Annotated in this window: 9 protein-coding genes and 1 pseudogene; 5 read left to right on the top strand and 5 right to left on the bottom strand. The window is 71.6% G+C overall.

Annotation, left to right across the window (positions count from 1 at the left end; genetic code table 11):
* Nucleotides 1-160: 160 nt before the first annotated feature.
* The 3 genes from rfbC to ACH4UM_RS02465 form a co-directional block, all read right to left on the bottom strand.
* Nucleotides 161-766, bottom strand: a complete 606-nt coding sequence (gene rfbC / locus ACH4UM_RS02475; protein WP_398172667.1) for a dTDP-4-dehydrorhamnose 3,5-epimerase — start codon at nucleotides 764-766, stop codon at nucleotides 161-163.
* 98 nt (nucleotides 767-864) lie between these two features.
* Nucleotides 865-1,821, bottom strand: coding sequence for a glucose-1-phosphate thymidylyltransferase RfbA (rfbA, locus tag ACH4UM_RS02470; protein ID WP_398172665.1), 957 nt, complete (start codon nucleotides 1,819-1,821; stop codon nucleotides 865-867).
* Between the two features lie 217 nt (nucleotides 1,822-2,038).
* The gene (locus ACH4UM_RS02465; protein ID WP_398172663.1) at nucleotides 2,039-3,871 is read right to left on the bottom strand and encodes a phosphoenolpyruvate carboxykinase (GTP); all 1,833 of its coding nucleotides are present in this window, start codon (nucleotides 3,869-3,871) and stop codon (nucleotides 2,039-2,041) included.
* A gap of 288 nt (nucleotides 3,872-4,159) precedes the next feature.
* On the opposite strand from ACH4UM_RS02465, the gene ACH4UM_RS02460 reads away from it, so the two are divergent.
* From ACH4UM_RS02460 to ACH4UM_RS02445, 4 genes and pseudogenes are all read left to right on the top strand, one after another.
* Nucleotides 4,160-4,873 (top strand): hemolysin III family protein, encoded by a 714-nt coding sequence (locus ACH4UM_RS02460; protein WP_398172661.1) that lies wholly within the window; start codon nucleotides 4,160-4,162, stop codon nucleotides 4,871-4,873.
* Nucleotides 4,874-4,999: 126 nt separating this feature from the next.
* Nucleotides 5,000-5,364: pseudogene (locus ACH4UM_RS02455) on the top strand (MFS transporter); the annotation flags it as partial.
* A complete protein-coding gene (locus ACH4UM_RS02450) occupies nucleotides 5,361-5,999 on the top strand; it encodes a TetR/AcrR family transcriptional regulator (RefSeq protein WP_398172659.1) in 639 nt (212 codons plus the stop codon). The pseudogene ACH4UM_RS02455 and the gene ACH4UM_RS02450, both read left to right, overlap by 4 nt.
* Nucleotides 6,000-6,032: 33 nt before the next feature.
* A complete protein-coding gene (locus ACH4UM_RS02445; RefSeq protein ID WP_398172657.1) occupies nucleotides 6,033-6,764 on the top strand; it encodes a Mut7-C RNAse domain-containing protein in 732 nt (243 codons plus the stop codon).
* 438 nt (nucleotides 6,765-7,202) lie between these two features.
* Here the strand turns inward: ACH4UM_RS02445 and ACH4UM_RS02440 are convergent, their stop codons facing one another.
* Nucleotides 7,203-9,290, bottom strand: coding sequence for a thioredoxin domain-containing protein (locus tag ACH4UM_RS02440; protein WP_398172655.1), 2,088 nt, complete (start codon nucleotides 9,288-9,290; stop codon nucleotides 7,203-7,205).
* 202 nt (nucleotides 9,291-9,492) lie between these two features.
* Here ACH4UM_RS02440 and ACH4UM_RS02435 point away from each other — a divergent pair, with 202 nt between their 5' ends.
* On the top strand, nucleotides 9,493-12,696 hold the full coding sequence (locus ACH4UM_RS02435) for a tetratricopeptide repeat protein (RefSeq protein ID WP_398172653.1): 3,204 nt from the start codon (nucleotides 9,493-9,495) through the stop codon (nucleotides 12,694-12,696).
* 306 nt (nucleotides 12,697-13,002) lie between these two features.
* Here the strand turns inward: ACH4UM_RS02435 and ACH4UM_RS02430 are convergent, their stop codons facing one another.
* The gene (locus ACH4UM_RS02430; protein ID WP_398172651.1) at nucleotides 13,003-13,260 is read right to left on the bottom strand and encodes a hypothetical protein; all 258 of its coding nucleotides are present in this window, start codon (nucleotides 13,258-13,260) and stop codon (nucleotides 13,003-13,005) included.
* Nucleotides 13,261-13,264 lie beyond the last annotated feature (4 nt).

The following is a 13,264-nucleotide window of genomic DNA, read 5'->3' as shown; positions in this document are numbered from 1 at the left end:
AGCGCACGTGCTGAGTGCCCTCGCCCGACCGCGGCCACTGGCAGAGCCATTGTTCACTTCCAGGGATGAAATGGTTAAGAATCAGCCCCTGGCATAGTCCAAGATCACCCGAGTGGCGGAAATGAGCCGAAGCAGTGCAGAGAGATCCGAGAATTCCGGCTCAGCGGAACTCGGCGGCCGCGAGACTTCTGCGGTACGCACTGCAGGCCTCGAAGGAAGGCAGCAGACCCTGCCGTTCGGCCTCCTCCAGCGTGGGCGCCGCCGCGTCCTTGTCGGAAAGGCACGGTAGGAGATCCTCGGGCCACTCGATGGCCAGCGACGGGTCGAGCGGATTGATCCCGAACTCCCGCTGAGGCGCGTAACCCTCCGAACACAGGTAGACGACCGTGGAGTTGTCCTCCAGCGCCATGAAGGCGTGGCCCAGTCCTTCCGAGAGGTAGACGCTGCGGTGTGTCGTGTCGTCCAGTCGAACCGCCTCCCATTTCCCGAAAGTCGGGGAACCGGTGCGGATGTCGACCACCACGTCGAGGACGGCGCCGCTGACACACGTCACGTATTTGGCCTGCCCCGGTGGAACCGTTGCGTAGTGGATACCGCGCAGCGTGCCTCGAGCAGAGCGGGAGCAGTTGGCCTGCGCGAGACGGAACCCCTGGCCAAGAGAATCGTGGAACCTCTCGCCCTTGAACCACTCATGGAATCGGCCCCTGTTGTCCGTGAACACCGTGGGTGTGTCCACCCAGAACCCTTCAATGCCCAGTGCTCGCACGTGACCGCCTCCTTCCACCGCGCAACTGTCATTGCCGAACATCATGTCCGTGTCTTCGGGACATCGGCCGCGCGACTTTAGTCAGGAGGAGGCCGCCGTCACACAAAGGTCCCCGGCCCGGCGCGCAGCAGTTCTTCGCGACGCGATGCCCCCGCGTCCCCGCCGCTCCTTTGCGGCGCGACAAGGTGCCGGGAATCCTCCAACAGGCCCAGCAGATAATGGCCGTATCCGCTCCTCAGCAGCGGCTGGGCCAATTCCCGGAGCCGGTCGTCGTCGATCAGACCGGCCCGCCAGGCCGCCTCCTCGATACAGCCGACCTTGAAGCCCTGGCGCTCCTCGATCACCCGGACGAATTCCGACGCCTGAACCATGGAGGTGAAGGTCCCGGTGTCCAGCCACGCGGTGCCCCGGTCGAGCCGGGTGACGTGCAGTGCCCCGGCCGCAAGATAGACCCGGTTGAGGTCGGTGATCTCCAACTCGCCCCTGGCGCTGGGGCGCAGGCCGCGCGCGATCTCCACGACGTCGTTGTCGTAGAAGTACAGTCCGGGCACGGCGTACCGGGACTTCGGCCGGGCCGGCTTCTCCTCGATGGACAGCACCCGGCCCTCCTCGTCGAACTCGACGACGCCGTACGCGGAGGGGTTGGCGACCTGGTGGGCGAACACCCTGCCGCCCTTCGGATCGTCGTAGCGGGCCAGCCGTGTGCCCAGCCCGGTCCCGTGGAAGATGTTGTCGCCCAGAATGAGCGCGACGGGCTCGTCGCCGATGAAGTCGGCTCCCAGCACGAAAGCCTGGGCGATGCCCTCCGGGCGCTCCTGTGCCACGTATTCCAGCCGCAGGCCCAGTTGACCGCCGTCGCCGAGCAACCGGCGGAACTGGTACTGGTCTTCCGGGGTGGTGATGATCAGAATCTCCCGGATACCGGCCATCAGCAGTGTGGAAAGCGGGTAGTAGACCATCGGCTTGTCGAAGACCGGCAGTAATTGCTTCGACACCGAACGGGTCAACGGCCACAGCCTCGAGCCGGTGCCCCCGGCCAGGAGAATTCCGCGCACGGCATCACCATAGGTGAATTGCCCGCAGACGCGGCTTTTCAACGCGGCGTGTGGCGTGTGCAAAACCCGGGCGCCGGAAACCGGCCCGGGCCCACCCCGTACGCCGTTGTACGGAGCGGGCCCGGGACCGGAGGGTGAGGGTGGTGTTCCCGCGGCCGGCCTGAGCGACATCGCAGGTCAGGGCAAGTCGAGGCCGACCGCGGAGCTTCCGCGGGTGTCAGCCCAGGCGCTCGACCAGCGCGCGGTACTGGTCCCACAGCTCCTTGGGCGTGTGGTCGCCGAAGGTGTTGAGGTGCTCGGGAACCAGGGCCGCCTCCTCGCGCCACACGTCCTTGTCGACGGTGAGCAGGAAGTCGAGGTCGGACTGCGACAGCTGGAGGCCCTTGGTGTCGAGGCTGTCCTTGGCCGGCAGGATGCCGATCGGCGTCTCGACGCCCTCCGCCCTGCCGTCCAGCCGGTCGACGATCCACTTCAGCACGCGGCTGTTCTCGCCGAAGCCGGGCCAGACGAACTTGCCCTCGTCGTTCTTGCGGAACCAGTTGACGTAGTAGATCTTCGGCAGCTTGGACTGGTCCCGGCCCTTGGCCACGTCGATCCAGTGGCCCATGTAGTCGCCCATGTTGTAGCCGCAGAACGGCAGCATGGCGAACGGGTCGCGGCGCAGTTCGCCGACCTTGCCCTCGGCCGCGGCGGTCTTCTCGGAGGCGACGTTGGCGCCGAGGAAGACGCCGTGGTTCCAGTCGAAGGACTCGGTCACCAGCGGCACCGCGCTGGCCCGGCGGCCGCCGAAGAGGATCGCCGAGATCGGCACGCCCTTGGGGTCCTCCCACTCCGGCGCGATGATCGGGCACTGCGAGGCCGGCGTGGTGAAGCGCGCGTTGGGGTGCGCGGCGGGCGTACCGGACTCGGGCGTCCAGGAGTTGCCCTTCCAGTCGGTGAGGTGGGCCGGGGTCTCCTCCGTCATGCCCTCCCACCACACGTCGTTGTCGTCCGTCAACGCCACGTTGGTGAATACGGAGTTGCCCCACAGCGTCTTCATCGCGTTGGCGTTGGTGTGCTCGCCGGTGCCCGGCGCGACGCCGAAGAAGCCGGCCTCGGGGTTGATCGCGTACAGGCGGCCGTCCTCGCCGAACCGCATCCACGCGATGTCGTCGCCGATGGTCTCCACCGTCCAGCCGGAGACCGTCGGCTCCAGCATGGCGAGGTTGGTCTTGCCGCAGGCGCTCGGGAAGGCGGCGGCGACGTACTTGGACTCACCGGTGGGCGGGGTGAGCTTGAGGATCAGCATGTGCTCGGCCAGCCAGCCCTCGTCCCGGGCCATGACGGAGGCGATGCGCAGGGCGTAGCACTTCTTGCCGAGCAGCGCGTTGCCGCCGTAGCCGGAGCCGTAGGACCAGATCTCGCGCGTCTCGGGGAAGTGCGAGATGTACTTGGTGGAGTTGCACGGCCACGGAACGTCCGCCTGGCCCTCCGCCAGCGGGGCGCCGAGGGTGTGGACGGCCCTGACGAAGAAGCCGCTGTCGCCGAGCTCGTCCAGCACAGGCCGGCCCATACGGGTCATGGTCCGCATGGACACGGCGACGTAGGCGGAGTCGGTGATCTCCACGCCGATCGCGGAGAGCGGGGAGCCGAGCGGGCCCATGCAGAAGGGGACGACGTACATCGTCCGGCCCTTCATCGAGCCGCGGAAGATGCCTCCCTTGCCGTCCGCCCCCTGGAAGATCTCCCGCATCTCGGCGGGGGCCTTCCAGTGGTTGGTCGGACCGGCGTCCTCCTCCTTCTCGGAGCAGATGAAGGTGCGGTCCTCGACACGGGCGACGTCGGACGGGTCGGAGGCCGCGTAGTAGGAGTTGGGGCGCTTGATCGGGTCGAGCTTCTTGAAGGTGCCCTTGTGAACGAGCTCCTCGCACAGTCGCTCGTACTCGGCCTCGGATCCGTCACACCAGACCACGTTGTCCGGCTGCGTCAGTTCGGCGATCTCGTTGACCCACGAGATCAGTTCCTGGTGGTTGGTGGGGATGACGGGGGGAGCCGCGATGTCGCGCGCCACGATTGCTCCTAAATGAGGGATTTTTGTCTTGTCGCCCCGTGGGGGCTGCGACCCGGATGCTTCGTAGCCGCTCATCCGGTGCCGACCGCACTCATTTGATCATCCGAGTTTAGTGCCCATCTGTCCAGAGGGCATCACAGGTGAGCAACGTGAGGAACGCCACGGTTTCCGTGATTCTTTGCGTCCACGTTGGGTTCAACTGAAGGTCTTTTTGCGTTCCGCCCGATCAGTGATGATCAGCGTGCCGCACTCACACCCGACTTACGGTGCCGTAGGTACCATGCGGCCATGACTGCGTCCGCCTCCGACGCGCCTCTGGACACGCCGGCCGCCGGCCGCGGTCCGGTCGCGCGCTCCTTGCCGCATCCGGTCAAGCCGAAACTGCGCGGCTGGCTGCACCTCGGCATGTTTCCGGCCGTGCTCGTCGCGGGCCTGGTCCTCACCGCGCTCGCCGACTCAACCCGTGGGCGCATCGCCTGCGGGATCTACGTCCTCACCGCATGCCTGCTGTTCGGCGTCAGCGCGCTGTACCACCGGGGGGACTGGGGCCCGCGCATGGGCGGTCTGCTGCGCCGCCTCGACCACGCGAACATCTTCCTGATCATCGCGGGCACGTACACACCACTGACCATGCTGCTCCTGCCCGGCGCCAAGGGCCAGTGGCTGCTGTGGGGCATCTGGGCCGCGGCCGCGGCGGGGATCGTCTTCCGCGTCTTCTGGGTCGGCGCCCCACGCTGGCTCTACACCCCCTGCTACATAGCGATGGGCTGGGCGGCCGTCTTCTTCCTGCCGGACTTCATGCACGCGGGCGGTATCGCGGTGCTGGTCCTGGTGATCGTCGGCGGCCTCCTCTACAGCGCGGGCGGGGTGGTCTACGGCATCAAGCGGCCGAACCCGTCACCGCGCTGGTTCGGCTTCCACGAGGTCTTCCACTCCCTCACACTGGCCGCCTTCGTCGTGCACTACGTCGGCATCTCGCTGGTGGCGTACCAGCACGCATAGCCCCGCCCACCCCCCTCCTCCCCCCTCCTCCCCCCTCCAGGCCACGGCTCGCACGAGCCGTGGCCGTTTCAGTGCGCCCGAAAGCCCCTCGTGATTGACAGTGAAAAGTTTTCAAGAGTCACTCCCATTTCTCTTCCCGGCAGCCTGCCGGCCGGCGCCTTCCACGACCGGCTCGACGTCGCCGGGCAGCCCGGCGCGGCGGCGCACACCGCCGGGCAGCCCGGCGCGCCGGCGCACACCGCCGGGGAGTCGGTGGTCGCCGCGCACCTCGTCGCGGCGCGGGCCGGCCGACGCACCTGGCGGCCTCCGCGAACGGCGCGTATGTGCACGGCGTGGGCCTGGTGCTGCTGGTGTGCGGCATCGCGCCGCCGGCGGCCGCGCTGCTCGCGGCCGCGTTCCTGCCGGGCGCCCCCGCCCCGGCGGGCGCGCGCGGCACGGCGGAGGAGCAGGCCCCGGTCATGGTCAGCCCCCGACCGGATGCCGGACAATGACGGTCATGACGGCCGCACGCACCACGACCCCCGCCGACCGCCCCCAGCTGGGCCTGCGCGAGCGCAAGAAGATCAAGACCCGTGAGGCGATCCGCGCGGCGACGTACTCGCTGGTCCAGGAGCAGGGGTACGACGCCACGACGATCGAGCAGATCGCCGAGCGGGCCGAGGTGTCGCCGTCGACCGTCTTCCGGTACTTCCCGACCAAGGAGGACATCGTCCTCACGGACGAGCACGACCCGATCCTGCTGGAGGAGCTGCGCGCCCGGCCGGCGAACGAGCCGTGGCCGCAGTCCGTCCGCCGGGTGATGCGCAAGGCCATCGGCCTGGGGGCCGAGGACGACCCCGAGGTGACCCGGCTGCGCACCCGGCTGATGGTCGAGGTCCCCGCGGTTCGCTCCCGGATGATGGAGAGCATGTCGGTCACCGGCCGGATGCTCTGCTCCGTCATCGGCGAGCGCACCGGCCGCGACCCGGACGGCCTGGAGGTACGGGTCTGGGCCATGTCCCTCATCGGCGCCCTGATGGAGACCTCGCTGTACTGGGCGGAGAACGACCACCGGGAGGACCTCGCGGACCTCGTCGACCGCGCGCTCACCGCACTCGAGCACGGCCTGCCCCCGAAAAACACCTGAGGCCGAAGGCGCCCCGCGTGACATCCTGACCGGGTGAACGGTCCCGAGATCCGCGTCGAGTTCGCCCCCGGCCTGCGCCTGTTCGTCCCGCACGCCCGGCGCCGTGGCGCCACCCCCGTCGCCACCGACGGCGTCTCGACCCTCGGCCACGTCGTGGAGTCCCTCGGCGTGCCGCTGACCGAGGTGGGCGCGCTGGTCGTGGACGGCCGCGAGGTGCCGGTGTCGCACATCCCGCGGGCGCAGGAGACGGTGGAGGTGCGGTCCGTCGAGCGCCCCCAGCGGGTCCCCGGCGCTCCCCTGCGCTTCCTCCTCGACGTGCACCTGGGCACCCTCGCCCGCCGCCTGCGCCTGCTCGGCGTCGACACCGCCTACGAGTCGACGGACATCGGCGACCCGGCACTCGCGGCCCGCTCCGCGGCCGAGAAGCGGGTCATGCTCAGCCGCGACCGCGGGCTGCTGCGCCGCCGCGAACTGTGGGCGGGCGCCTACGTCTACAGCACCCGCCCCGAGGACCAGCTCCACGACGTCCTCGACCGCTTCCACCCCGAACTGCGCCCCTGGACCCGCTGCACCGCCTGCAACGGCCTGCTCCGGGATGCCACCAAGGCCGAGGTGGCCGACCGGCTCGAACACGGCACGCACCGCACCTACGACGTCTTCGCCCAGTGCCGCGACTGCGGGCGCGCCTACTGGAAGGGCGCCCACCACGACCAGCTCGAGGCGATCGTGGAGCGCGCGCTGAGCATGCGCACCCAGAGGAGTTGAGCACGGCAGCCAGATCACCGCAGCCGTCGGGGCCGGTTGACCGAGGGCATGACGGAACTTCACCTCGGGTTGCGGCAGGCGCGCGAACGTCGCCCCACCCGCTGGACCGCCCGGGGGCCGGCTCTGCTCCTCCCCACGGTGTTCGGCTGCGCGCTCCTGCCAGGCCTTGTCGAGCGCCTCGCCATCGTCGCGCTGTCCACCCCCGCCGCGGCCCGCTGCGTCGAGTACGACGAATGCGAGCAGGCGGTGCCCGGCTGTTCCTCCTCTGCTGTTTCCTCACGGCTCGCAGCCGGCGTCGCCTCCGGGCGGTGGCCCCGGGGCCACCGCCCGGAGGCCGCAGCCGTGCCGTGGCGCCGCAGTGGAGCGCCACGGCCCGGCCGGCCCTGCTGCTCCCCGGCTACGGCTCTCGAGGTCCTGAAGGAGCAGCCCCGGCGCGGGTCACCCGCCGAGCGCGGCGCGCAGCCGCTCCGGGTCGGTCGTCGGAGCGTCGCAGGTGAAGTTGCGGCAGACATAGGCGGCCGGTGCGCCCTGGACGAGAGGACGGTCGGCGAGCAGCGGGAACTCGTCGCTCTGCGCGGTGCCGTACGCGACGACGGCGCCCGGGGCCGTCCCCAGCAGCGCCGTACGGTGCAGGGCCCGCGCGGCCTCGTCCGTCACGGACGGGCCCACGACCGCGACCTCGCGCGGACCGTCCAGCACCGCCTCGGCGACCGCCAGCCCCCAGCCGATGAAGCGCGGAACGCGCGGGCCGAGCGCCCGCACCACCCCCAACGCCCGCTCGGCGGCGGTGCGGTGGACCTCGGAGCCGGTGTGGGCCGCATAGCCCAGCAGGGCGCCCGCGGCCGCCGTCCAGCCGGACGGGGTGGCGTTGTCCGTGGGGTCCTGGGGCCGGCGGATCAGCCGCTCGGCGTCGACCGCGGTGTCGTGGAGCGCGCCCGACTCCGTGTCGGCGAACCGGGTCAGCACATGCCCGAGCAGCAGCCCGGCGAACTCCAGCCAGACGCCCTCCCCGGTCACGGAGGCCAGAGCCAGGAAGCCCTCGGCGACGTCGGCGTAGTCCTCCAGCACCCCGGCGTTGGCCCCGGCCCGGCCGTCCCGGCTGGTGCGGGAGAGCCCGGCGTGCTCGTCCATGTGCACCCGCACGAGGAGGTCGGCGGCGCCGACCGCCGCCTCGACCAGGTCCGGACGCTCGAAGTAGGCGCCGGCCTCGGCGAGTGCGGCGATCGCCAGCCCGTTCCAGGCGGCGACCACCTTGTCGTCCCGGCCCGGGGCGGGCCGCCCGGCACGGCCGGCGAACAGCCGCCGCCTGACCGACTCCACCCGCTCCGCGTCGAACACTCCGTCGCGCTGCGGCAGTTGGAGGACCGAGGCCCCCTCCTCGAAGGTGCCCTCCTCGGTCACCCCGAAGTACTCCGCGGCGAGTTCGGCGTCCTGGTCACCGAGGACCTCACGCAGCTGGGCGGGGGTCCAGACGTAGTACGCGCCCTCGACGTGCCGTCCGGTCCCGCCCTCCCGTCTCCCACCTCCACCCTTCTGAAGACGCGCTTCGCGCGGCACCTCCTCTTCGCTGTCGGCGTCGAGCGCCGAGGCGAACCCGCCATCCCCCGTGCGCAGTTCACGCACCATGAAGTCGGCCGTCTCCAGCGCGACCCGCCGGGCGAGCCCGGACCCGGTGGCACGCCAGAGATGGGCGTAGACCCGGCACAGCAGGGCGTTGTCGTACAGCATCTTCTCGAAGTGCGGAACCACCCAGTCACGATCGACGGAGTACCGTGCGAAGCCGCCGCCGAGCTGGTCGTAGATGCCGCCACGGGCCATCCGCTCGCAGGTGTCCCGCGCCATCTGCAACGCGCCCTCGGAGCCGGTGCGGGCGTGGTGGCGCAGCAGGAACTCGAGCACCATGGACGGCGGGAACTTCGGCGCCCCGCCGAATCCGCCGCGCTGCGGATCGTACTCACGGGTCAGCCCGAGCAGCGCCTGTGCCAGCTCCTCCTCACCGGGCGGCTGGGTGCCCCCGTGGCCGATCTCCCGCTGCGCGAGATCCCGCACGATCTTGCCGGCCACATCGGCGACCTCCTCCCGCCGCGTCGCCCAGGCCTGCCGCACCCCCTCCAGCACCTGCCGGAAGGAGGGCATCCCGTGCCGGGGCGCGGGCGGGAAGTACGTCCCGAAGTAGAAGGGCTCGGCCTGAGGGGTCAGGAACACGGTCATCGGCCAGCCGCCCTGCCCGGTGGCCGCCTGCAGCGCCTCCATGTAGACGGCGTCGACGTCGGGGCGCTCCTCGCGGTCCACCTTGACGCTGACGAAGTGCTCGTTGAGGTAGTCGGCCGTGGCCCGGTCCTCGAAGGACTCGTGCGCCATGACATGGCACCAGTGGCAGCTGCTGTACCCGACGCTCAGCAGCACCGGAACGCCCCGTTCGCGGGCCTCCTCGAAGGCCTCGCCCGACCAGGGCCACCAGTCGACGGGGTTGTCGGCGTGCTGGAGCAGGTACGGGGACGTCTCATGGGCCAGTCGGTTCGGCATGTCCCCATCCTGCCTCACCCGCTCCGGCCGGGCACGGAACGTGACCGCCGCCCGGCCGCTCCGGCCGTTCGCGTCCCCGCGACGCCGGTGCCGGACGCGGTGACCCGTTGATCCGCAGCCGGTGATCGTCGCCCTCTCGCGTTCGGGACCGGGGCCAAGGACACTCGTATGCGAAGGAGTTGACGCCGGAGGGGGACGGGACATGCGGGACAGTCATCGGGCGGAGGCCGAGCGGTTGCTGGTTCGGGCCGTGGAGGAGGAGGTGCGCCGTTCGGGCGGCCGGGTGGACGGCGGGGTGCTGCTCTCCCGGGCGCGTGGCGCGCTGGACACCCTCGCCCAGTCGGCGGCCGAGGAGTACGAGGTCTACGCGCGGGCCCTGGAGGAGGCGGAGGCCGGTCAGCTCAGCTTCGCGCAGCGGTACGCGCGGGAGGGCGCCGGAACCCCCCTGCTGGTGGCGGCGGTTGCGGGGGTCGCCGCCGCGGTGGCGGACGCGGCGCTGGGCACCGGCGCGGGGACCGCCGTCGGCGCGGGCGTCGCCGCCGGTGTGGTCGGCGCGGCGGCCACCGTGGTGAAGGTGACCGCCACCCATCTGCCCGCGGCCCACCACCGGGCGGGCGCGGTCGGCCAGCCCGGCGGTCCCGAGCAGCTGCGCCTGCAGTGGCTGACGGCGCTGGAGGTGCGCGGCATCCGCCCGTTCCTGGACCAGCAGCGTGTGCTCAGCGCCTCCACCGCCCCGAAGAAGGCGGCGCCCCGGCTGCGGGGCACGGACAAGAGCGCGGCGGCCCGCAGACGCAGCGTCCTGGAGCAGTCGTTCGGTCAACTGCCGGAACCAGTGGGCGTGTTCGCCGGCCGGCGGCAGGAGATGGCGCGGATCCGGCAGTGGGTGCAGGCGGCCCGCGCGAGCACCGAGACCCGGCCGACGGTCGTCGTGCTGCACGGGGCGCCGGGCTCGGGCCGCAGCACCCTCGCGGTGCGCGCGGCCCATGATCTGAAGGACCAGTTCCGGGGTGCGGTCGTGGTCGATCTGCGCGGTGACAGCCCGGAGGAGCCGCCACTGCCCACCCGTGATGCCCTGCTGCACCTGCTGAACCGGCTCGGCGCCCCCCGCGAGCAGCTGCTGTTCCGTGAGCGCTCCTCCCCCGACCAGCAGCTCAAGCGGCTGAGCGAGCTGTACCACCAGCATCTGACGGGTCTGGCGGTGACGATCGTGCTGGACGACGCCTCGGACCCCGAACAGGTCCGCGCCCTGGTCCCCGAGCGCTCCGACAGCCTGGTCCTGGTGACCGCGCGCAAGCCGCTGGAGCTGCCGGCCGAGCTTCCGGCCTGGGTGTACCAGCTGCCGGTGGAGGCGCTGGACGCGGCGGGCGCGGAGGAGTTGCTGGGTGCGGCCGCGCGGGACGGTTCGGGGCCGTACGACGCCGAGTCGGCCGACCGGATCCGTGAGTTGTGCGGTGGGCTGCCGCTGGCGCTGCGCGTCGCGGGCTCCTCGCTCGGACCGCGTTCGCCGCGCGCTCTGGCCACGGATCTGGGGGCGTACGGCCCGGTGGAGCCGGTGGAGCGGGTGCTGTGGCTGCGCTACACCGACCAGCCGGAGCAGGCGCGGCGGCTGCTGCGGCGGCTCGCGCTGGCCGGGCGTGCCTCGATGGGCACCGCGGCGGCGGCCGCCCTGCTGGCCACGGACGAGGCGGAGGCGACCCGGCAGCTGGTGGCGCTCGCCGAGGCGGGTCTGCTCGACCACGTCAGGGGCAACCGCTACCGGCTGCACGACCTGGTGCGTGCCTTCGCCCACGCCCGGCTGCTGGACGAGGAGGACCCGGCCGAGCGGACGGCGGCACAGGAACGGCTGGTCGTGAACTACGCCGAGCTCGCCGACTCGGTGCTGCGGCTGGTCGACGGCAACAACTCGACCCGCTCGGACCGGTTCAGTCCGCACGGCTTCACCTCCCTGGACGAGGCACTGCGCTGGCTGGACGACGAGTCGAGCTTCATCACGGCGGCCCTCAGGCATGCGGAGGGCGTGAACCAGGCGGCCGTGCTGAATCTGCTGGGCGCCCTGTGCGACTACTGCCTGCTGCGCGGCGACCTGTACCGGCTGGGTGAGATCAGCGAGCTGACGCAGGCCGTGGACCAGGGTCTGCTGGTCCGCTCGGTGCAGTGGCGTACGGGTATCGCGGCCCGGCAGCTGGGCGAGCTGGACAAGGCGCGCACCACGCTGACGTCCGTGGTCGACCTGTACCGGGAGGCCCACCACGACGCGGGTGCGGCACGCGCGCTGAACTCGCTCGGCATCACGCTGCACCACCAGGGCAACCTGACGGAGGCGGCGGCCAGGCTCCGGGAGGCCCTGGAGCTGCAGTCGGTGCCCGAGCTGGCGACGGACCGCGCCTGGACGATGCACGCGCTGGCGGCGGTGGAGCGGGACCGGGCGCATCTGGGGGAGGCACTGGATCTGCTGACGCGCTCCCTGGTGCTGCACCGGGAGGGCGGATCGCTGCACGGCGAGGCGTGGGCCCACTTCCAGCTGGGCCAGCTCGCGCTGCGCAGGGGCGACGTGGAGGGCGCCGAGGCGGATCTGCGGCAGGCTCTCGACCGTTACGGCCGCACCCAGGACGCCCGCGGCGAGGCATGGGCCCTGACGCAGCTGGCCCGGGCGCGGCTGGTGGCCGGTGACGCGTCGGAGGCGGTGGAGAAGCTGCGTCAGGCGGCCGTGAGGCACCGTGACAACGAGGACGCGCGCGGCGAGGCCTGGACGCTCTACTACCTGGGCCAGGCCCTGGAGGAGACCGGCAACCTGGACCAGGCGGTCCGCGAGCTGGAGCGCGCCCGCACGATGTTCTCCCGGATGCGGGACGTCTACGGTCTGGCCTGCGCCCGTCACCACTCGGCCCGGGTGACCCGGGACCAGCGGGCGGCCCAGACGGGCTCGCTCAGGAACTCCGGTTTCGCCCGCCAGCTCCTGGTCGACGCCCGCGCGGACTTCCAGCGCATCGGGGTGGCCCATGGGGAGGCGTGGACGTGCCTGGAGCTGGCCGTGGTGGACGCGGGCAACGCCCGCACCCAGCAGGCCCTGGCCCTGTGCGACGAGGCGCTGGCGCTCTTCGCCTCCTACGGTGACCGCCGGGGCGAGGACTGGGCCCGCTTCCTGCGCTGCACCCTGCTGCCCTACGCGGCTCCCGGCGGCGTGGAGGTCGGCACTGCGGTGGCCCAGGAAGAGCTGTCCGCCCTCTCCCGGGCGAGCCATCCGCTGCGCGACGGAAAGCTCGACGAGTACATCGACGCCTACCAGCTCCTGCTGGAACGCGGCGTGAACCTGGACGCGGGCTGGCAGGGCTGGCGCCTGGGCATGGTGCCGGACCGGCATGCCCGGGAGGTGATGGGGGTGGAGGTCGCGCCGGTGCGCGGCTGAACATCCGGACGCCTGAACATCCGGACGCCCGGGTGCCCGAGCGCCTCGGTGCCCGGGTGCCTGAGCGTCCGAACATCCGAACGTCAGTACATCTCCGTCAGGGGGCGCCGGACGTACCTGCGGCACAGTACGGCTCCGCGACCACTCGTGCGGTGGGTCACGGAGCCGTGCTGTACGGCGGTCGGTCCGGCGGCGGCGGCCTGTACGGCGGCCGATCAGACGGCCTGGACCCGGCCGGTCCGACGGCCCCTGCGCCGGCCGGTCCGACGGCCCGCGCGACGTACGGCCACCCGTGGGCGGGGCCGGTCAGCCCTTGGAGGGCTGGGCCTTGCCGGGACCCGGGGTGCCCTGGTCCGAGGGGGCCGCCTCGGCGTCCGGGGCCTCCGTGAAGTCGACCTTGCCCATGTGGCGGCTCATGGACTTCATCAGGCCCCACACCGCCAGGGCCATCGCCGCGAAGACGATGAAGCCGAGGACGCCGGGGGTGACCTTGTTCTGGTCGATCTCGGCGAGAGGGACCAGGTGCGTCATTGCCAGGCTCGCGCTTGCGCTCATGTCAGGCATTGTC

Source organism: Streptomyces sp. NPDC020801, assembly GCF_044334385.1.
Classification (GTDB): Bacteria; Actinomycetota; Actinomycetes; order Streptomycetales; family Streptomycetaceae; genus Streptomyces.
Note: the sequence above shows the minus strand (reverse complement) of the source record. Positions and strands in the feature narration are given on the sequence as shown.

What these genes read in the sequence shown, in the direction of transcription:
- ACH4UM_RS02460 (WP_398172661.1), top strand. Translation starts at nt 4,160, where the DNA reads ATGACTGCGTCCGCCTCCGACGCGCCTCTGGACACGCCGGCCGCCGGC.
- ACH4UM_RS02450 (WP_398172659.1), top strand. Translation starts at nt 5,361, where the DNA reads ATGACGGTCATGACGGCCGCACGCACCACGACCCCCGCCGACCGCCCC.
- ACH4UM_RS02440 (WP_398172655.1), bottom strand. Translation starts at nt 9,290, where the DNA reads ATGCCGAACCGACTGGCCCATGAGACGTCCCCGTACCTGCTCCAGCAC.
- ACH4UM_RS02435 (WP_398172653.1), top strand. Translation starts at nt 9,493, where the DNA reads ATGCGGGACAGTCATCGGGCGGAGGCCGAGCGGTTGCTGGTTCGGGCC.
- ACH4UM_RS02430 (WP_398172651.1), bottom strand. Translation starts at nt 13,260, where the DNA reads ATGCCTGACATGAGCGCAAGCGCGAGCCTGGCAATGACGCACCTGGTC.